Genomic DNA, 19,408 nt, shown 5'->3' on the forward strand with positions numbered 1-19,408 from the left:
GGGCATTAACCGGACTCAGCCTACCGTATAGTTGTGTCGGCTAACTTTTGAATTACGGTTGTGTATGGTTCTTAAGTTACAAAAATAAAGTAACTTTTGGAAACGCACTTGCATTTCCGGCAATGAAGTGATAATTTTGTTGTAGGCAAAACTTGTTATGACGCTAATTTAATACAGTGATCCTTCGGGGCAGGGTGCAATTCCCTACCGGCGGTGATTCGCTCCTCACGGGCATGCGGCCCATGACAGCGATCAGTCCGCGACCCGTCTTATGGCGCTGAAGCCGTAAGCGGTGGACCTGGTGCAAATCCGGGACCGACAGTATAGTCTGGATGGAAGAAGGAGAGAACGGCGACTTTGGCCCCTGCGGCTGATGTTGCCGAAAGAAAGGTACGTCCGGCAAATATGTGCCAACTTTCACAATCTATTGGATTGTGTTGTTGCTGTACAGGTCTGTTTGGATTACCCTTAACCTCTCGTATAACCCGCCCTGAGGCTCCGTCCGGAGACTGGGGCGGGTTTTTGGGTTTGACAGTTAAACAGTGATTGCAGCAGAAATGACGGCAGGAATGGAGGCAGATTACGTGGATGCAATGAACGATGAGTTTTATATGTCGCTGGCGCTGGATATGGCCGAGCGGGCGCAGGGCCAGACGGGGATCAATCCCGTCGTCGGCTGTGTCGTCGTTAAGGATGGCGTAATGATCGGCCTCGGCACGCATCTGCAGCGCGGCAGTGGACACGCCGAGGTGCATGCGCTCAACATGGCAGCAGGGAAAGCGCAGGGCGCCACCGCCTATGTTACGCTGGAGCCCTGCAGCCATTATGGCAAGACGCCTCCCTGCAGCCAGCGTCTGATCGATGAAGGCGTGAAGCGGGTGGTCGTGGCCTGTGAAGACCCGAACCCGCAGGTGGCCGGCAGGGGCGTGGCCATGCTGCGCGAACAGGGCATCGAGGTTGAAGTCGGCCTGCTGCGCGAACGGGCGCTCCGGCTGAACGAGAAGTTCATCAAGTATATTTTGACCAAACGCCCGTTTGTCACCTTGAAGAGCGCCAGTACGCTGGACGGTAAGCTGGCGACGCGCACCGGCGACAGTAAATGGATCTCGAATGCCCAGTCGCGCCAGTTGGTCCATACCTTGCGGCACCGTCATCAGGGGATTATGGTCGGGGTCAATACGGTGATTGCCGACAACCCTTCGCTGACCACCCGGCTGGAAGTGCCGGCACTCAGTCCCGTACGGATCATTATCGATTCAAGCCTGCGCATACCGCTGGATGCTGCAGTTGTGACGGACGGCCTGGCCCAGACGCTGGTCATCACTACGGAGGCTGCTGATCCTGCGAAGAAGGAGGCGCTGAGTGCAGCAGGCGTGCAGGTTGAAACCTGCGGCGCCGGACCGCGCGTCAATCTGGATCAGGCCATGGTACGGCTCGGCGAGCTGGAGATCGGCTCGATTCTGCTCGAAGGCGGCGGAACATTAAACGGGGCGATGCTGGAAGGCAGGCATGTGGACCGGGTGACGCTGTTCTTCGCTCCGAAGATTGTCGGCGGAGGCGCGGAGGCGCCGGGAACCTTTGACTTCCCCGGAGTGGAGCTGATGCGCGAGGCAATCATGCTGGAGGGATTGGAAGCGGAAGTGCTAGGGGATAATGTGTACATGACCGGGAAGCCGGTATATTTAGGATCATAGGCCGGATGAATATGTTCACCAAAGGACAGGAGGGATTCTATGTTCACCGGATTGGTTGAGGAGGTAGGCGTTCTGCGGGGCGTCACCGGCAGCGGCGAGATGATGGTGCTGAATATCGGCGCCTCTGTCATCATGAGCGATCTGAAGATCGGCGACAGCGTCGCCGTCAACGGAGTCTGCCTGACAGCCACCTCGATTGGGGATCATTCCTTTACAGTCGATGTGATGCCGCAGACGTACCGCAACAGCACTCTGAAAGAGCTGCGGACCGGCAGCCGCATGAACCTGGAACGGGCCATGGCCGCCGGCGGACGGTTTGGCGGGCATATCGTCCAGGGGCATGTCGACGGCACCGCCGAGATCCGTTCCCTGAAGCGTGATCAGAACGCCGTGGTATTCGAAATTGCGCCTGACCGCAAATCGCTGTTCAAATTTATCATTCCCAAGGGCTCGATCTCCATTGACGGCATCAGCCTGACCGTTGTGAATACGGCCGCTTCGTCTTTTACCGTTTCGATTATTCCGCATACACTCGGAGAAACGGTACTGAACCATAAACGCCCGGGCGACAGCGTCAATATTGAATGCGATGTGCTCGGCAAATATGTGGATCATCTTCTGCACTACAGCAGGGGAGCGGGCGAAGAAGAGGAAGCGCAGAGCTCACGGATCAGCCACGAGTTTCTGGCGGCAAACGGGTTCGTATAAACTAAGATCTGGCATCGCCGCAGCTGCGGCAAGCGGTGGCCGGGCCGACAGGAGGAAGTACCATGAGTAAGCAACAAGGACAAGGCAGCGTTCTCGACCGGATAGAGGATGCGATTTATGATTTAATGCGCGGCAAGGTCATTATCGTGGTCGACGATGAGGACCGCGAGAATGAAGGCGACTTCGTGGCTCTGGCAGAACGTGCCACACCGGAAGTCATCAATTTCATGATTACGGAAGGACGTGGCCTGGTCTGTCTGCCGATTACGCCTGAACGGGCGGAGGAGCTGGACCTGCAGCCGATGGTGGCTCAGAACACCGATAACCACGGCACTGCGTTTACCGTGTCGATTGACCACAAAGATACCACCACAGGCATCTCCGCCGGCGAGCGTTCCATGACGATTAAAGCGATTATGGACCCGGCTGCCAAGGCGTCCGATTTCCGCCGGCCGGGCCACATGTTCCCGCTGATCGCCAAGAAGGGCGGCGTGCTGCGCCGCTCCGGCCACACGGAAGCGGCGGTTGATCTGGCCCGCATGTGCGGCGCCTATCCGGCCGGCGTCATCTGTGAGGTGGTCAAGGCGGACGGCACGATGGCCCGTCTGCCGGATCTGATCGAAATTGCGCAGAAGCATGACCTTAAGCTGATCAGCATCAAGGATCTGATTCATTACCGCAACGAGAAGGAGCATCTGGTTCACCGGGAAGTGTCGGTTAATCTGCCGACTGATTTCGGCGTATTTCAGACGGTGGCCTACACCAACGAAGTGGACGATAAGGAACATGTCGCGCTGGTGAAGGGCGATATCTCCGGCGACGAACCGGTACTGGTCCGTGTCCATTCCGAATGCCTGACCGGCGATGTGTTTCACTCCCACCGCTGCGATTGCGGCCCGCAGTTTGAAGCGGCGCTGCGCCAGATTGAGGAAGCCGGACGCGGCGTACTGCTCTACATGCGCCAGGAGGGCCGGGGCATCGGGCTGATCAACAAGCTGCGAGCCTACAAGCTGCAGGAAGAAGGGCTGGATACCGTGGATGCCAACCTGAAGCTGGGCTTCCCCGCCGACCTGCGCGATTATGGCATCGGTGCCCAGATTCTCAAGGATCTCGGCGTGAGCCAAATCCGTCTCCTGACCAACAACCCGCGGAAGATCAAAGGGCTGGAGGGCTACGGCCTGGAAGTGGTGGAGCGTGTGCCGATCCAGATGCCGGAGAACAAGGACAACATGAATTATCTGCATACGAAGCAGGCCAAGCTGGGCCATATGCTGAAGTTTGATACTATTGAGCAGAACGAAGATTCCAAGCGTTAACCCTATCCTATACTTTATATAATGAAAGGTTGTTGAATGAACATGCCGAATTATTTTGAAGGTCATTTAGTCTCCGAAGGTCTGAAATATGGTGTCGTGGTCGGCCGTTTCAATGAATTTATTACGAGCAAGCTGCTGTCCGGCGCGCTCGATGCCTTCAAGCGCCACGGCGTAGCCGACGATGAAGTGGATGTAGCCTGGGTTCCCGGCGTATTCGAAATTCCGCTGATCTGCCAGAAGATGGCCGAAAGCGGCAAGTACGACGCAGTGATCGCGCTGGGCACCGTCATCCGCGGATCGACAACCCATTACGATTATGTGTGCAACGAAGTGGCCAAGGGCGTGGCCCAGATCAATCTGAAGACCGGCGTGCCGACGATCTTCGGTGTTGTAACGACCGAGAACATTGAGCAGGCCATTGAACGGTCCGGAACCAAAGCGGGCAACAAGGGCTGGGATGCCGCCACCGCCGCCATCGAGATGGCGAACCTGAACAAGCTGTTCAAATAAGGAAGTCCTTGACGAAATACCTACTCTCATGCTTATTATAAATATAGAAGAAAGCATGGATTATAAGCACTCTTTCTGCTTGTGTAGCGTCCCTTCTCTTAGCGGCGCTGCACTTTCATTTTTTTATTGGGAGGCACCCTCGTGACTGTACTGTACAAGCTGGAGACGTTCGAAGGACCGCTCGATCTGCTCTTGCACTTAATAGATAAAGCGGAAATTGACATCCAGGACATTCCGGTCAGCGAGATTACCGAACAGTACATGGAGTACCTGCAGAACATGCAGGAGCTTGAGCTGGAAGTGACCAGTGAATTTCTGGTCATGGCGGCTACACTGCTGTCGATCAAGAGCAAGATGCTGCTGCCGAAGCCGCCGGTCATCGAGTTTGAGGATTTTGAATTCTATGAGGATGAGGACTATGACCCGCGGGCCGAGCTGGTACAGCGGCTGATCGAATACCGCAAGATCAAGAGCATCGCCGTGCAGCTGCTGGATATGGAAAGTGAGCGCAGTCTGATCTTCACCAAGGAGCCGGAGGATCTCGGTCCGTTTGTGCCGGCTGAGCTGGACAACACGCTGAAGGGTCTGCATACTTCCGACCTGATCGCGGCGTTCCGCAAAGCGCTGAGCAAGGCGGCGAGGCGGACTTCTTACCAGCGGATCACCCGGGATGAAATTTCCGTCAAGGACCGCATCCGGGAGGTTTCCGATGCATTAATGAAGAGAGGCAAGGGCGGCAGGCTCCCCTTCTCTTCGCTGCTGCATGATGAAATGGCCCGCCACGAAATCGTGACGACCTTCCTCGCCATTCTGGAACTGATGAAGATGAAGGCGATCGTATGCTACCAGGAGAAATTGTTTGACGACATCGTGATGGAATGGAGAGGGGGAGATGACTTCAGTGGACTACAAAATGTTGAAATCGATTATTGAGGGGCTGCTGTTTCTGTCGGGGGATGAAGGACTCTCCGCCCGCCAGATCGCCGAAATTACGGAACAGCGGACAGAGCTCGCCGAGCGGGCGCTGGAGGAATTGAAGGAGGAGTTCGCGTCTTCGGGCCGCGGCCTGCAGGTGGTGCAGATCGCCGGGAATTACCGGCTGGCCACGCTGCCCGAGCATGCGCCGTATTTCGAACGGCTGGCGTATTCGCCGGCCCGCGCCTCCTTGTCGCAGGCTGCGCTGGAGACGCTGGCCATCATCGCCTACCGTCAGCCGATTACCCGCGTAGAGATCGAGGAAATCCGAGGTGTGAAATCTGAACGGGCGCTACATACGCTGGTGAATAAGGACCTGATCGTGGAGGTCGGCCGCGCCGAAGCGGTGGGACGGCCTATTCTGTACGGGACGACCAAGACCTTCCTGGACAGCTTCGGGCTGGCCAGCCTGAGGGAGCTGCCGGAGCCGTCGGCTTCGGATATCACTGATAATCTGGAGGAGGAGACTCAGCTGCTGTTCAGCAAGCTGGACAGCCAGATGACCTTCGACGATGTCGATCCGCAATAGCGCGCAGCCCTAATTATGAGCACTATGAACCGCTGTTCCTCACCGGATAGCGGTTTTTTTGTTGTGCCGCGCGGTATGCCGAATTTTTTCCAGCCCGCAATGCCATACTAATCCAAGAAAGTTTCCCATTACCTTGCTGCGTGGAGGTTAATCCGTGAGTCTATGGCTTATTGTACCGCTGGCTTTGCTGCTGATCGTCATCGTACTGATTTTAAGTTCTTTCATTCATTTTCATTTCCGCCTGTGCCGACAGGGCAAGGATGACCGGATCGAATTCGACATCCGGGCTTTATTCGGATCGGTCAAAATCCATTATGAGGTCCCGACGCTGGTGTTCAAGAATCTGCAGGAAGGGGTGAAGGTCAAACTGGAGGAAACCGGAACCGGCCCGCTCAAGGAGCAGCCCGATAAGGATGGGCATATTGACAAAGGAACAGTAACCCGTTGGCTGGATGATTTCAAGCTGGCCCTGCGTGCCACCAAGGGGCTGCGGAAATGGCTTAAAGAAACGCTGTCGCACGTACGGATCTCACAGCTGGACTGGTCGACCGATTTCTCGCTGGGGGATGCCGCTTATACCGCGGCTGCGGCGGGAGCGCTGTGGGGGATGAAATGGACTGCCGCCGGCTGGCTGTCGGGGCAGGTACGGCTGCAGCGGCAGCCACGCCTGTTCGTCGTACCGGTATTTCAGGATGAGCTGCAGTTCTCGACCGTGCTGGAAGGGAAGGGGAAGCTTCCGCTGTCGTATGCGCTGTATGCCGGATTTCGGCTTGGGATACGCGTGCTTAAGGTAAAGGGCGGATTAAGGCAGTGGATTGCGCTAATCCGCAGGCAACGGGACGAAGCCGGATAACGCTGCGGTATTCGCTCCGCGATGCTCTCATACATACTCCATTCTCCTGCTGTGCATAATACAGAAAGCGCAGGAATAATTAGCACAAGCCATAGGAGGAGAATGAGCATGAGCGATCATCCGATTCAAGGTCTGATGCAGACCGCGATGGAAAATATTAAGGGCATGGTAGATGTAAATACGATTGTAGGTGATCCTGTTGAGACACCGGACGGCAGCGTCATTCTGCCGATCAGCAAGGTGGCCTTCGGCTTCGCGGCCGGCGGCAGTGATTTCCGGGTGGAGGACGATGCGCCGGGTGTGAACGGGAGCAGCGCCGGCGTCAAGATGCTGCCCTTCGGCGGCGGCAGCGGCGGTGGGGTATCGATCCGTCCGATCGCTTTTCTGGTCGTCGGCCGGGAAGGGGTTCATATTGTGCCGCTGGATAACCAGACCCATCTGTTCGAGAAGATGATTGACTCTGTACCGAATCTGCTCGACAAAATCCAGACGATGTTTCCGAACGGCACGCCAGTAGGCGCGGAGGTTGTCCACACGCCGGTGAAACCCGTACCGCAGAATCAGCATGCAAGCACCAATCCATCCACACATTAAGCCATTCAGATTACCAGGGATGGAAGTCACGGCTTCAGACATGGTCAATGAATAAGATGGCAGATATACAGGGGGATCGTCTGGAACAGGCGGTGTCCCTTTTTATTTGTGCAGACGGGCAGATGCGGGAGTGGACATACCTTGGGGCCCTGCCGCATACACTTGTACAACACGAGGTTGGATTTCGGGGCAGGCTTTCCAGGTGAAATCCAAGAACCGATAAAGAGCCGGAGGATGAACATGAACACAGTTACGATGAAACCGATAATGATGCTGGCCGTGGCCTTGCTGCTGACGATGCTTATACCACAGGCCGCTGTAAGGGCGGAGAACAGCTCCATCAGCACCCATGCCAGAGCCGCCGCACTGATTGATGTCGAGTCGGGCAGGCTGCTGTACAGCAGCCGCGGAGACGAGCCGATGCTGATCGCCAGCCTCACCAAAATAATGACTGCTCTGGTGGCGATCGAGAACGGTGATTTAACCTCTAAAGTTAAAGTAGGCAAGAACGCTTACGCCAAGGAAGGCTCATCACTGTATTTGCAATTGGGTGAAGAAATGTCGCTGGAGGATATGCTCTACGGACTGATGCTGCGCTCGGGAAACGATGCTGCGACGGCGATTGCCGAGCATGTCGGCGGTTCGGAGCAGGGGTTCGTATACTTGATGAACGCCAAGGCGGAGGAGCTTGGGCTAAAGAACTCGCATTTTGCCAATCCGCATGGTCTGGATGCTGAGGGTCATTATTCCAGTGCCAATGATCTTGCCGTGCTGACTGCCTATGCCATGCATAATCCGGTGTTCAAGGAGATCGTCGCCACTGAGGTGAAGACCGCCGACAACCCCTATGAGAAGTGGGACTACAAATGGGCAAACAAGAATAAGATGCTGCGCCTGTATGAGGGTGCGGACGGAGTGAAGACCGGCTATACCAAAAAAGCGCTGCGCTGCCTGGTCAGCTCGGCGACCCGGAACGGCCAGCAGCTGGTGGCGGTTACGCTGAACGACGGCAACGACTGGAACGACCATGCCGCGCTGCTAGATTACGGATTCAACCACTACCCGCTCAAGAGCCTGGTGCAGCGCGGGGAAGATATTCAGGGCTACCCGCTTGTAACGGGCAAAAGCTTCGCGTATCCCTTGGGACAGGGGGAAGAGGCACACCTGAAGACAAGACTCGTGCTGGAGGATCAAGTCCGGGCAGAAGCGCCTGTCAGCTTCGGGCTGAAGGGCGCGCTGATTGTCGAGCTTGGCGGGGAGGCCATCGGCCGGATCCCGTTGTATGATCCGCAATATTTGCCGCCGGAGCAGTCGGCTTATATGAAGAAATACAGCGATACCAGAGCTGTGCCATATCCTGCGGATAATTGGCTGCAAGCGCTTGGCAGCGCACTGCGGGCGCTTTTCCGGATGGGGCAGGAGAGCAACTGACGTCCTGAATTCTGCAGGACGGAGGCAAAAGGGGAGGAGCTTCAATGATCAATGGGATCTGGCTGGGCATGATTCTGATCGGCTTTGTGTTCGCCGCAGTCAACGGGCGGATGGATGAATTTACGGCGGCAGTGTTCGACGGGGCAAAAAACGGGGTGACGGTCAGCTTCGGGTTGATCAGCGTCCTCGTCTTCTGGATGGGGATGATGCGGGTAGCAGAGGATGCCGGACTGATGAAGCTGATCGCCAAAGCGCTCGGCCCGGTAGTCTCGTTCCTGTTTCCTGATGTTCCGAAGGGTCACCCGGCTATCGGCTATATTCTGTCCAATATGAGCGCCAATCTGCTCGGACTTGGCAATGCGGCCACCCCGATGGGCATCAAGGCCATGCAGGAGCTGCAAACGCTGAATCCCGACAAGGAGACTGCGACTCCCGCGATGTGTACGCTGCTGGCACTGAATACTGCCAGTATCACGCTGATTCCGGCCACATTGATCGCCGTCCGGCTGAATTACGGCTCGGCGGAGCCTGCCGGCATCGTGGGAACGACGCTGGCGGCGACGGCGGTGGCGACCTTGGCGGCCATCGCCGCAGACCGTTTCTACCGCAGGCTGACGCTGCTGCGCAGGCCGCCGAAGCCGCCCGCCGTGCGGACAGGCAGCGCCGGCGGCGGAGGTCCTGCGGTTCCGCATTCTTCAGTGAAAGGGTGAGTCTTCCGTGTTAGAGCTCATTAGCCTGATCTCCGCCTGGGCGATCCCGGTGATGATAACCTTGATCCCGCTCTATGCCTATTACCGGAAGGTTCCCGTATACGACTCCTTTGTCGGCGGAGCCAAAGACGGCTTCGGGACGGCCATTGCCGTGATTCCGCATCTGGTCGGCATGCTGGTCGCCATCAGCGTCTTCCGTGCCTCGGGGGCGCTTGACTTCCTGATGGGGCTGATCGCTCCGCTGCTGGAGCGGTTCGGCGTGCCGGCGGAGGTGCTGCCGCTGGGCCTGCTCCGCCCGCTGACCGGCACCGGCTCGCTGGCCTACACTACTGATCTTATCCGTGTCCACGGCCCGGACTCCCTGATCGGGATGATTGCGTCAACGATCCAGGGCAGCACAGATACAACGCTGTACGTGTTGACCGTCTATTTTGGCGCAGTAGGTATCCGCAATGGACGGTACGCGCTAAAAGTAGGCCTCTTCTCGGATGTGGTCGGGTTTATTGCGGCTATCATTGTGTGTATGTTGGTATTCGGATAATTGAACGTTATATCTTACCATATCAACGGGTCCGGGTAAATAGGCACTATTGGATATCGTTGTGATACGGAATCCCCGATAAAATGGATAAGACTATACATAACCGTTCAAAGGAGAACGCATAAATGAGAATACTGCCCGCTTTTATCGCTACTTTGATCCTGTCCGCTACGCTGGCCCTGCCCGCTTCTGCAGCGGACAAGCCGATTACCGTGCAAATCGACCAGCAGAAGATTGATCTGAAAGGGTACAATCCTGTCCGGCAAAATAACACGATGCTCGTTCCGCTGCGTCCGCTGTTTGAAGCTCTCGGGCTGAAGATCGGCTGGAATCCGGCAACCGGTCAGATCACCGGCACCAAGGAAGGGTTCTCTATTCAGCTGCAGATCGGCAAGAATACAGCCGTAGTCAACGGGCAGACCAAGAAACTGGCCGTCGCTCCCCAAATGATCCGCGGTGCAGCTTACGTGCCGCTCCGCTTTGTCGGCGAAGCCGCCGGGGTGGAGGTAGGCTGGAATCCCAAAGCTTCGCTGATTTCGGTAACCTCGAAGCCTGCTGTGGACACCTCAGGCATTACCAAGCTGTTTGAACAATATGTGGAGTATTCCAATAAAGAGAACTATACCGGTTTGATGGGCCTGCTGGACCCAGCCTCAACGCTTGCCGCCGCAGGGGAAAGTATCGAGGCGCAAATGGAGCAATATGATCTCAGCGTAAAGCTCGAACAACTGGATATCGTCAGCGTAGAGCAGAAAGAGGCTGTTGTGCGGACTGTGGAGACGACAACACGTCTGGGAGGCCTGTTCATGCCGGACAGTTTGACCGAGTACTATTATACAGTCGTTAAAGCAGATAACGCTAACGTATGGAAGATCAGCGGTGTCCAGATCAACGCCGTGAAGTACAGTGTGCCGGAGAAGGTGCTGAATGCCTCGCCTTCTGTGCCGAAGGAAACCGAAAAGGCGGTTATGGCCGAACTGGAGCTCAATCATAAGAACTCCAATGAGGAGAATATTGACGGACTGCTGTCGGCCCTAACGCCGGGGACTGCGGAATATGAGCAAAATAAGCAAATACTCAGCCAGCTCTTTCAGACGTACGATTTGGCCTTCACGCTGGAATCCGCCAAAATCATTGATTATACGGACAGCCGCATTGCCGTATATGTGGTCCAGACCACCAAGAAGCTGAAGGGACCGGAGTTCCAGAATAACCGCGCTTCATCCGTGATGATGTTTGACAAGGCGGCGGACGGCTCCTGGAAGATCGGCGTCAGTTACCTGATCAGCAGTGAGAACTTATAATTTTCAGGCAAAACAATAGGCACCGCGGCCATCAGCCGCTAACTTAAAGCTTCCCCGTCAATGCGCACCAGCCGTAAACTGCTGTCTGTGTCTGACGGGGATTTTTTTTTTATTACGGAGGTCTTGCGTTAATCCAATCGGCAGAATCCAAGTCCTTCCTGGCACCCGGAACTTCCCTCCATCATATGCTATTTCAGCAACACGGAGGAGGCCGATAAGGTTGGACTATAAGGGCTTTATTCTGCATCATTCCCGCTGCACCTCGATCAACGGCAAGGGCTTTGATTTCTGGGTTGCCAAGGACGGGGCCATCTATGCCGCACCGCTCTTGACCGATCCGGAGCATATTCATATCTGTCTGGAAGGAGATTACGGTATGGCAGGCCCGCTAACGGACCCTAGAGGTTGCAGTGGGCAGCTGTTTGCCGCAGGCAAGCTGATCCTGGAGCTGTCCGCCCGTTACCGGATATCGCCGCTGCTGGTGGAAGCGCATGATGATTCTTGTCCCGGAGCTTATTTTCCATGGAATGAGCTTGTGATTTATCCCGCTGATGGTTATCATTAGTCTGAGGTGACTAGTCGACAATGGAAAGATTACAAAAGGTGCTGGCGCAGGCGGGTATAGCGTCCAGACGCAAATGCGAAGAACTGATTTTGGCCGGTAAGGTGGAAGTCAACGGTGAGACCGTGACCGAGCTCGGTACAAAGGTGGATCCCGAACAGGATATCATCAAAGTATCCGGTAAACCGATCCGGAGCGAGAATAAAATCTATCTGATGTTTAATAAGCCTAAAGGTGTGATCACCAGCGCATCTGATCCTAAGGGCCGCAAAGTGGTGACGGACTATCTTAAAGGAATCAACGAGCGGGTATACCCTATCGGCCGGTTGGATTATGATACGGAAGGGCTGCTGCTGCTGACCAATGACGGCGAATTCGCCAATCTGCTCACGCATCCGAAGCATCATGTGCCTAAGACGTATCTGGCTACGGTCAAGGGCGTGCCGCACGGCACTTCGCTGGACAAGCTGAAGGCCGGCATTAAGCTGGAGGACGGAATGACCGCTCCTGCCGAAGTCGAATATAAGGATGTTGATGTGGACGGCAAGGAGTCCGTGATCAGCATAACGATCCATGAGGGGCGCAACCGTCAGGTACGCCGGATGTTCGAAGCGATCAATCACCCGGTTACCCGGCTGAAGCGCATTTCCTTCGGGGATATTCTGCTGCAGAACCTGAAGCGCGGCAGCTTCCGCCATCTGACCAAGGATGAAATTAACCATCTGCGCCAGACCGCCAAGGCCGGACTGCTCAAGGCTAATCAAACACGTAAAGACACATAATGTTCACATTTATTCCCCCTACATCTGTGGCCCAATTCGTTATAATGTTCATAGGATGTTCACACCTAAAAACTTTTGTAATGAAGTGTGTCACAGAAGGGGGATTTCTGTTGAGCACAGCACACAAGCCGATACAAGTGATTATTCTGGTTCTGCTCCTTATGCTCGGAGGATATGCAATCGCTTCCTCGGCTTTTGGGGGTGGCGGCGGTACGGCGCGGGAAGGCGCCAAGGCTCCTGATCTCAGGCTATCCGGCTTGGACGGTAAGCCGCATTCGCTGGAGGAATACAAGAATCAGGTTGTGGTGCTCAACTTTTGGGGCTCATGGTGTGCGCCCTGTGTCAAAGAAATGCCTGTGCTCCAGGCCGGCTGGGAGAAATACCGGGAACACGGAGTGGTCGTTGTCGGTGTGAATGTGGGCGAAGACCAGGTTACAGTGGGGGACTTCGTGAAACAGGTCGGCATCGATTTTCCTGTTCTGCTGGATCAGGGGCGGAATGCAGCCGGAAGCTATGGTGTATCGCCGCTGCCCACGACTTTCTTCATTAATAAAAAGGGCAAAGTGGAGAACATTCATATCGGCCAGCTTGATCGGATTATGCTTGATGCACAGATCAGGGAACTGCTGGGAGATTGATCAGTACCTGCCGGCCGGTTGATTTGCGATGCCTTTTTTACGTTTGCCGTTGCCGGGTATATATGTATTATGGGCTCCGCAGCCAACGAAACCGTTGACAGCCCCGGGCGGGAAGATAGTACAATAGGGAAAGTGAGTTATAAAAATTGGCCGGATGTGGCAACTTACCATGGCGAAACAGGACGGATTTCGTCGATTCCGCAAGGAGAATGCCCTTACCGGCATATTCGCTTCTTGAGCCATAAGTTGTTCATCGGGTACAAGGGCGGTATAGGCAAGAATAACCTCAATGAAAGTCATATAGGCGATTATGCCTAGGGAATCTGGCGCCATGTGCACATGGTATGCCGAACTCGGCTTCTTGCCGTAAAGTTTACCCTATCCCGTGTTAATTAGGTCATCGCCGGACTTCATTCTAATGCGGGAACGGACTGGTTATTGAATTTTTTACGCGGCACATGATATTTGGGTAACGTTCTACTGTATTTGATGAAGGGGTTGTTGTGTGATGGCAGAGCATTTGAACAGAATTCTTGTGGTGGATGACGAGGAACGCATTCGCCGCCTGCTGAAGATGTATCTTGAAAAAGAAGGCTACGAAATCGACGAAGCGGAAGACGGCGAAATCGCTCTGCGCAAAGCAACGGCCAATGATTACGGCCTTATTCTCCTGGATGTGATGCTGCCTGGCATCGACGGCATTGAGGTGCTTACCCGGCTGCGGGGGGTCAAATCCACACCTGTGCTGATGTTGACGGCCAAAGGCGAGGAAATTAACCGTGTACAGGGCTTCGAAATGGGCGCCGACGATTATGTCGTCAAACCGTTCAGCCCCCGGGAGGTCATTTACCGGGTCAAGGCCATTCTGCGCCGGTCATCGGCCACGGCCTTTTTGTCCAAGGAGAGCAATTCCAGCAACAATATCGTATTCCCGCATCTCGTAATTGAGCACGACGCCCACCGTGTAACTGCCGGCGGACAAGAGGTGAGTCTGACGCCGAAGGAATACGAGCTGCTGCATTATCTGGCGATATCTCCTGACAAGGTGTTCTCCCGTGAAGAGCTGCTTAAGGATGTGTGGAATTACGAGTTCTTCGGCGATCTGCGTACGGTCGACACCCATGTCAAACGGCTGCGCGAGAAGCTGAACAAGGTTTCACCGGAATCGGCGTCGATGATTACTACAGTCTGGGGCGTAGGCTACAAGCTTGAGGTGCCTAAATAGGTGAACTTCTGGAGAAGTCTTGTCGGCAAGCTGTGGCTAACGATCTTCTGCCTCGTTGCCGTGGTGATCATGACGGTCGGGCTGTTCCTGCTCCCTTTTATCGACAGCAATTTTGCCAATTCCGGGGAAATCAAACGTTTATTTCTGTATGCTTGTATGATCGGATTTTCATTAACGACGTTCTTTGCGCTGTTTCTGATCACCAAAATTACCCAGCCTATGCAGCGCCTTATTGAAGCGGCCAACAATATCCGCAGGGGTGAGTACGGAACAAGACTGACTCTGAAGACCAGCGATGAGATTGGCCAGCTGGCTACCACCTTTAATCATATGGCTGTCCAGCTGGAGGAAAATATCCGCAGCCTGAACCATGAAAAAGCGCATCTCTCCAGCGTGCTACGCAGCATGAGCGACGCCGTCATCACATTTGATACCGCCGGCCGCATCATCCTGACGAATCCGCATGGGCAGAGCCTGCTTGAAGCGTGGAGCGACATTTCGCTGGAGGACACCGGCGAAGCGGAACTGCTGCCGCAGGGACAGGCCGCCAGCGAGGTACCGCCGCCGCTGCGGCCGCTCTTCTTCAGCACGCTCAACCAAGGCGGGGACCAGCGTTCGAATGTCCATGTGCGGCAAGGAGTCTGGTCAGTGCACATGGCGCCGCTGGTGGCCGAGAACAGTATCCGCGGCGCTGTAGCGGTGCTGCGTGATGTAACCGAAGAGGTGCGGCTGGAGAAGATGCGGACAGACTTCGTCGCCAACGTCTCGCACGAGATTCGTACGCCGCTCTCGATGATGCAGGGCTACAGCGAAGCACTTCTTGACGGGATGGCCTCTTCTCCGGAAGAGAGTGCGGAACTGGTGCAAGTAATTCATGACGAGTCGCTGCGCATGGGCCGTCTGGTGAAGGATTTGCTCGATCTGGCCCGTATGGAAGCTGGTCATACGGATATGAAGCAGGCGCAGGTTGATATGGGCGAGCTGTTGGAGCGCATGTACCGCAAGTTCTCCGTGCGTGCCAAGGAGCGGGATATTGCACTTAAGCTGGATATCTCCGTCGGCCCGCTGGTGTTAAAGGCTGCGGATGCCGACAAACTGGAGCAGGTGTTGACCAATCTGCTTGATAACGCATTCCGCCACACCGCTGCGGACAGACAGATCTCCATTGTCACGGGCTCGGCTGTGTTGGAAGGCCGCCGTTACTTGGAGATCCGGATCTGTGATGAAGGAGCCGGTATCGCGCCGGAGGATCTCCCGTTCATCTTCGAACGCTTCTACAAGGCGGACAAGGCCCGGGTGCGCGGTGAGTCCGGTGGAACCGGTCTCGGTCTGGCGATTGTCAAGAATATCGTCGAAGCGCATCACGGTCAGATTTCGGCAACCAGCAAGCTTGGAGAAGGAACGACGTTCATCCTGCGGCTTCCTGTCGAAAAGCAGTAAAACAGATTTCAAGGATTGACAGCGCCTCTGAGAGCAGAGGTGCTTTTTGTTGAAAGGACCACATTAATCTTGTTTACCGTGGAACATCTATCTGGGAGGACGTCATTATGATTCTATCTTTGGACCAAGGCACCACCAGTTCGCGGGCCATCCTGTTCGATTCCGAAGCCCGGATTCTTGCACAGGGTCAATACGAAATCAGGCAATCCTTTCCCCGGCCCGGATGGGTGGAGCATGATCCGGAGCAAATCTGGCAGAGCCAGCTGGCCGCAGCCCGGGATGCGGTAGGCGGCAGCGGTATCCCGGCCGGGAAGATCACGGCCATCGGGATCACCAATCAGCGGGAAACGGCGCTGATCTGGGACCGTGCGAGCGGGGAGCCGATCTATCCCGCCATCGTCTGGCAGGACCGGCGGACGGCGGAGCATTGCGAAGAGCTGAAGCGCAAAGGATGGGGCAAGGAGATTGCAGCCAGAACGGGGCTGGTTGTCGATGCTTATTTCTCGGCAACGAAGCTGGCCTGGATGCTGGATCATGTTCCGGGTGCGCGGCAGCGGGCGGAGCAAGGCGAGCTGCTGGCCGGGACGGTTGACAGCTGGCTGATCTGGAAGCTGACCGGGGGTAAGGTTCACGCTACGGATGTAACCAACGCTTGCCGTACGATGCTGTACAACCTGTACGAGCACAGATGGGATGAGGAAATGATCCGTGAGCTGAATATCCCCCGCTGCATGCTGCCGGATGTGCGCATGTCCGGCGGAGACTTCGGTGTGGCGGACGCGCAGTGGTTCGGCGCGGAAATTCCGATTCGTGCAGTGCTCGGCGACCAGCAGGCAGCTCTGTTCGGACATACCTGCCTTGAGCCCGGCAGCGCCAAGAATACGTATGGAACTGGCTGCTTTATCCTGATGAATACCGGAACCGAAGCGGTGGCATCCAGCCACGGTCTGCTGACAACCATTGCCTGGGGAATGGGCGAGGAGCTGTATTATGCGCTGGAGGGGAGCGTATTCGTAGCCGGAGCGGCAGTCCAGTGGCTGGAGGAAGGCCTCGGCTTGATCGGAAGTCCGGCGGAATCGGAGCTTAAGGCGCGCGAGGTGGCGGGCAGTGACGGCGTTGTGGTGGTTCCTGCCTTTACCGGACTGGGGGCGCCTTACTGGGATATGTATGCCCGCGGAGCGGTGTTCGGGCTGACCCGGGGGACAACGGCCGGCCATCTGGCCCGGGCAACCTTGGAATCGCTGGCGTTCCAGTCCCGTGATGTCATCGGCGCGATGGAGAAGGATGCGGGCATGCCTCTTAAAGAATTGCGCGTGGACGGCGGTGCCGTGCGCAATGATCTATTGATGCAGTTTCAGGCAGACATTCTCGGTAGTGAGGTGACGCGAACCGCATATGCAGAGACTACGGCGCTGGGCGCCGCGCTGCTGGCCGGGCTCACTGCAGGTCTATGGAGCAGAGAGGATTTGAGGGACATCAACCAGGCAGAGAAATCATTCGTTCCGGAGATGGGCGAGGAGGAACGGGAACACCGCTATGCGGTGTGGAAGGATGCGGTAGAGCGCACCATGGGCTGGGAGAAACACGAGCGCGGACAGCAGCTCTGATCCGGCAGGAATCCGCGGGCAGACAGCACGGCGGAGGCATCGTAACGATGCTTCCGCCGTTGTTTGACGCCGTACTCCGGCAGGCTGCCGGAGCTGAACGGCTATGCAGGTTGAATGGCTATGGTTCCGCTCAGGCTTCAACTGCGGATTGAATGACCAGATTCTCCAGTCCAGCCTTTCGTCCAAGACGGGCGAGCTGCATCTTTAGAATCGGATTATACTCCAGGGTCAGAACAACCTTGGTGAATCCGTCATTCTTGAACATGATGAAGCAGCTTTCCAGCAGTGGCACGACATCCGGTGCAGTCACGTTCAGCTTCGTGCAGTCAATCCGCAGCTCATATTCCGACGGGTCAAGCGGGTTAACGAGCTGCTGATAGCTCTGCATCGAAAGAAGCCCGTCCTCTTCCGAAAAAATCCCTTCAAGCTCAATATAAATTTGCTTATGTATCTCGTCGGTGTTCAAGACAAATTTCCCCACTCCCAAAACACACTCCTCATGCTTAATGGCAGACATTAGGATCCGCCTCTTATATTTATCCTTCACACCTAATTTTCGTTAAAAAATTACACAAAAAGGGTGCTGGATTCCAAATCGATTATACCCTGCACTTCCTTTTTTACGCAATTGGACAGTCGAAAAATGTTTGAACTTGTCACAAATAAGCCCCTACCGCAAGGTATTGGCCTTGTCCGGGAGGGGCTGCTCCGTAAAGCGGAGAGAACGGATCAGAACTTGAAGATGTGGATCGTTTTTTGCAGCTGGAACACGGCATTGGTCATTTTCTCGGTCTCTTCGGCGACGGATTGCAGGGCATGGATTTGTTCATTCATGGATGCAGACACTTCCTCGGTACCGGCCGCAGTCTGCTGCGTAATTGCCGAGATATTTTCGATGGCGCTGGAGATTTTGAGTGCACTTTCCAGCATCAGATCGCTTTCGGCGGAGAAGGAGGCGATTTGCTCGGTTATGTATTGTACGCTTTGGACGATTTGCGAGAAAATATGGGCATTCTCAATGATCATCTGATTCTGCAGCTGAACAACTTCTTCATTGATGGAAATATTAAAGATGGCTTGCTTGATGTCAGTCTCGATGCTGCGTACCAATGTAAAGACCTCTTTGACCGAGGCGGTAGATTCTTCGGCAAGCTTGCGCACCTCCTGGGCTACTACGGCGAAGCCCCGTCCATGCTCGCCGGCCCGGGCCGCTTCGATGGAAGCATTCAGCGAGAGCAGGTTGGTCTGCTCGGCGATTTCCGTAATCGATTTAGCGATCATCGTAATCCCGCGGGCATTCTGGGAGAGCGCTTCGATCGTATCGGCCACCTTCTGGGTCGCTTCAATGTTCTTGCGCATGCCTTCCGCCTGAGTGTCGACCGACTGCCGGCCTTTTTCGACCAGTTCCAGCATATGCTTGGAGCGCTTGTCCATTTCTTTAGTGGAGCTGGTATAGTTGCTGACCTTCGTTTCAATGTCTTTAATGGAATCGGTCATCCCGGCGATATCCACCGATATTTCGTTGGCACCTAAGGCCAGCTCATTGGAGGAGGCGGAGACCTGGGCCATAACGATCTTCAGGCTTTGATTCTTGTCCTCGATGCCGCGGCTGGCATCCATGACCTGACGAGTGATCTGCGAAGCTTCAGTCAAAATCTTCTTCAGTTTGTCGATCATCGTATTGAATGAACGGCTGATATCACCCATGGAGCCGGACTCATCGGCCCGGGCGGTGAAATCACCTTTGGCGATGGTATGGGTAACGTTAGAGATGTCGTCAAATGAAGATGTAAGCGTTCTCTCGATAAGGCGCGCCAGAGGGTACGTCAGCGCCGCCAGTACCACCATCAGAATAACTCCTACAATCAATTTGCCAATAATAATGAAGGTAATCAATGCAGGAACAAAGAATAAAGCGGCGACCAGGTAACATCCCGTAATGATTCTCTGGCTTAACGGAAGTTTACTCATCCAGCCCATGGCAGTTTC

20 protein-coding genes and 1 riboswitch are annotated in these 19,408 nt (G+C 55.3%); of the genes, 18 read left to right on the forward strand and 2 right to left on the reverse strand.

The features are described from left to right. The first annotated feature begins 176 nt into the window (after nucleotides 1–176). A riboswitch (FMN riboswitch) is annotated at nucleotides 177–348 on the forward strand. A gap of 236 nt (nucleotides 349–584) precedes the next feature. From ribD to glpK, 18 genes are all read left to right on the forward strand, one after another. Further along, complete coding sequence (gene ribD / locus F1381_RS08665; RefSeq protein WP_151734428.1) at nucleotides 585–1,694, forward strand: bifunctional diaminohydroxyphosphoribosylaminopyrimidine deaminase/5-amino-6-(5-phosphoribosylamino)uracil reductase RibD; 1,110 nt, start codon at nucleotides 585–587, stop codon at nucleotides 1,692–1,694. A 39-nt stretch (nucleotides 1,695–1,733) separates the two neighbouring features. Continuing rightward, on the forward strand, nucleotides 1,734–2,402 hold the full coding sequence (locus F1381_RS08670; protein ID WP_151734429.1) for a riboflavin synthase: 669 nt from the start codon (nucleotides 1,734–1,736) through the stop codon (nucleotides 2,400–2,402). Nucleotides 2,403–2,464: 62 nt separating this feature from the next. Beyond that, entirely contained in the window at nucleotides 2,465–3,718 is a 1,254-nt protein-coding gene (locus F1381_RS08675) for a bifunctional 3,4-dihydroxy-2-butanone-4-phosphate synthase/GTP cyclohydrolase II (RefSeq protein WP_151734430.1), read from the forward strand. 42 nt (nucleotides 3,719–3,760) lie between these two features. Continuing rightward, nucleotides 3,761–4,228 carry a 6,7-dimethyl-8-ribityllumazine synthase gene (gene ribH / locus F1381_RS08680; RefSeq protein WP_151734641.1) on the forward strand — a complete coding sequence of 156 codons (468 nt, stop codon included), beginning with the start codon at nucleotides 3,761–3,763 and terminating at the stop codon, nucleotides 4,226–4,228. A gap of 141 nt (nucleotides 4,229–4,369) precedes the next feature. After that, nucleotides 4,370–5,161: a segregation and condensation protein A gene (locus F1381_RS08685; RefSeq protein WP_151734431.1), complete on the forward strand. Its 792-nt coding sequence runs from the start codon at nucleotides 4,370–4,372 to the stop codon at nucleotides 5,159–5,161. Next, the gene (gene scpB, locus F1381_RS08690) at nucleotides 5,130–5,732 is read left to right on the forward strand and encodes an SMC-Scp complex subunit ScpB (RefSeq protein ID WP_151734432.1); all 603 of its coding nucleotides are present in this window, start codon (nucleotides 5,130–5,132) and stop codon (nucleotides 5,730–5,732) included. Before F1381_RS08685 ends, scpB begins: the two co-directional genes overlap by 32 nt. 154 nt (nucleotides 5,733–5,886) lie before the next feature. Beyond that, entirely contained in the window at nucleotides 5,887–6,585 is a 699-nt protein-coding gene (locus tag F1381_RS08695; RefSeq protein WP_151734433.1) for a DUF2953 domain-containing protein, read from the forward strand. A gap of 108 nt (nucleotides 6,586–6,693) precedes the next feature. Continuing rightward, nucleotides 6,694–7,179: a GerW family sporulation protein gene (gene ytfJ, locus F1381_RS08700; protein WP_151734434.1), complete on the forward strand. Its 486-nt coding sequence runs from the start codon at nucleotides 6,694–6,696 to the stop codon at nucleotides 7,177–7,179. Between the two features lie 297 nt (nucleotides 7,180–7,476). After that, nucleotides 7,477–8,610, forward strand: a complete 1,134-nt coding sequence (locus F1381_RS08705) for a D-alanyl-D-alanine carboxypeptidase family protein (RefSeq protein WP_246187972.1) — start codon at nucleotides 7,477–7,479, stop codon at nucleotides 8,608–8,610. 44 nt (nucleotides 8,611–8,654) lie between these two features. Next, a complete protein-coding gene (locus F1381_RS08710; RefSeq protein ID WP_151734436.1) occupies nucleotides 8,655–9,320 on the forward strand; it encodes a nucleoside recognition domain-containing protein in 666 nt (221 codons plus the stop codon). A gap of 7 nt (nucleotides 9,321–9,327) precedes the next feature. Continuing rightward, nucleotides 9,328–9,861 (forward strand): spore maturation protein, encoded by a 534-nt coding sequence (locus F1381_RS08715; protein WP_151734437.1) that lies wholly within the window; start codon nucleotides 9,328–9,330, stop codon nucleotides 9,859–9,861. 125 nt (nucleotides 9,862–9,986) lie between these two features. Further along, nucleotides 9,987–11,165 carry a copper amine oxidase N-terminal domain-containing protein gene (locus tag F1381_RS08720; RefSeq protein WP_151734438.1) on the forward strand — a complete coding sequence of 393 codons (1,179 nt, stop codon included), beginning with the start codon at nucleotides 9,987–9,989 and terminating at the stop codon, nucleotides 11,163–11,165. A 220-nt stretch (nucleotides 11,166–11,385) separates the two neighbouring features. Continuing rightward, a complete protein-coding gene (locus F1381_RS08725; protein ID WP_151734439.1) occupies nucleotides 11,386–11,730 on the forward strand; it encodes an N-acetylmuramoyl-L-alanine amidase in 345 nt (114 codons plus the stop codon). Between the two features lie 20 nt (nucleotides 11,731–11,750). Continuing rightward, nucleotides 11,751–12,509 carry a pseudouridine synthase gene (locus F1381_RS08730; RefSeq protein ID WP_151734440.1) on the forward strand — a complete coding sequence of 253 codons (759 nt, stop codon included), beginning with the start codon at nucleotides 11,751–11,753 and terminating at the stop codon, nucleotides 12,507–12,509. A 110-nt stretch (nucleotides 12,510–12,619) separates the two neighbouring features. Continuing rightward, complete coding sequence (locus tag F1381_RS08735) at nucleotides 12,620–13,147, forward strand: redoxin domain-containing protein (protein ID WP_151734441.1); 528 nt, start codon at nucleotides 12,620–12,622, stop codon at nucleotides 13,145–13,147. A 508-nt stretch (nucleotides 13,148–13,655) separates the two neighbouring features. Then, nucleotides 13,656–14,372, forward strand: coding sequence for a response regulator transcription factor (locus F1381_RS08740; protein ID WP_151734442.1), 717 nt, complete (start codon nucleotides 13,656–13,658; stop codon nucleotides 14,370–14,372). Next, nucleotides 14,373–15,812, forward strand: coding sequence for a HAMP domain-containing sensor histidine kinase (locus F1381_RS08745; protein ID WP_151734443.1), 1,440 nt, complete (start codon nucleotides 14,373–14,375; stop codon nucleotides 15,810–15,812). Nucleotides 15,813–15,919: 107 nt separating this feature from the next. Beyond that, complete coding sequence (gene glpK / locus F1381_RS08750; RefSeq protein ID WP_151734444.1) at nucleotides 15,920–17,419, forward strand: glycerol kinase GlpK; 1,500 nt, start codon at nucleotides 15,920–15,922, stop codon at nucleotides 17,417–17,419. A gap of 130 nt (nucleotides 17,420–17,549) precedes the next feature. On the opposite strand, the gene F1381_RS08755 is transcribed toward glpK, so the two are convergent. Both F1381_RS08755 and F1381_RS08760 read right to left on the reverse strand, forming a co-directional pair. Further along, nucleotides 17,550–17,900 carry a hypothetical protein gene (locus tag F1381_RS08755; protein WP_151734445.1) on the reverse strand — a complete coding sequence of 117 codons (351 nt, stop codon included), beginning with the start codon at nucleotides 17,898–17,900 and terminating at the stop codon, nucleotides 17,550–17,552. Nucleotides 17,901–18,148: 248 nt separating this feature from the next. Further along, nucleotides 18,149–19,399, reverse strand: a complete 1,251-nt coding sequence (locus F1381_RS08760; protein WP_151734446.1) for a methyl-accepting chemotaxis protein — start codon at nucleotides 19,397–19,399, stop codon at nucleotides 18,149–18,151. Between the last annotated feature and the right edge of the window lie 9 nt (nucleotides 19,400–19,408).

The organism is Paenibacillus tengchongensis, assembly GCF_008973665.1.
In the GTDB taxonomy this organism is placed as follows: Bacteria; Bacillota; Bacilli; order Paenibacillales; family Paenibacillaceae; genus Paenibacillus_AQ; species Paenibacillus_AQ tengchongensis.

Excerpts from the sequence above, each read along its gene's own strand:
- ribH (WP_151734641.1), top strand. The coding sequence starts at position 3,761 with ATGCCGAATTATTTTGAAGGTCATTTAGTCTCCGAAGGTCTGAAATAT.
- F1381_RS08675 (WP_151734430.1), top strand. The coding sequence starts at position 2,465 with ATGAGTAAGCAACAAGGACAAGGCAGCGTTCTCGACCGGATAGAGGAT.
- F1381_RS08740 (WP_151734442.1), top strand. The coding sequence starts at position 13,656 with ATGGCAGAGCATTTGAACAGAATTCTTGTGGTGGATGACGAGGAACGC.
- F1381_RS08710 (WP_151734436.1), top strand. The coding sequence starts at position 8,655 with ATGATCAATGGGATCTGGCTGGGCATGATTCTGATCGGCTTTGTGTTC.
- F1381_RS08705 (WP_246187972.1), top strand. The coding sequence starts at position 7,477 with ATGCTTATACCACAGGCCGCTGTAAGGGCGGAGAACAGCTCCATCAGC.
- ytfJ (WP_151734434.1), top strand. The coding sequence starts at position 6,694 with ATGAGCGATCATCCGATTCAAGGTCTGATGCAGACCGCGATGGAAAAT.
- F1381_RS08670 (WP_151734429.1), top strand. The coding sequence starts at position 1,734 with ATGTTCACCGGATTGGTTGAGGAGGTAGGCGTTCTGCGGGGCGTCACC.
- F1381_RS08730 (WP_151734440.1), top strand. The coding sequence starts at position 11,751 with ATGGAAAGATTACAAAAGGTGCTGGCGCAGGCGGGTATAGCGTCCAGA.
- F1381_RS08720 (WP_151734438.1), top strand. The coding sequence starts at position 9,987 with ATGAGAATACTGCCCGCTTTTATCGCTACTTTGATCCTGTCCGCTACG.
- glpK (WP_151734444.1), top strand. The coding sequence starts at position 15,920 with ATGATTCTATCTTTGGACCAAGGCACCACCAGTTCGCGGGCCATCCTG.
- F1381_RS08760 (WP_151734446.1), bottom strand. The coding sequence starts at position 19,399 with ATGGGCTGGATGAGTAAACTTCCGTTAAGCCAGAGAATCATTACGGGA.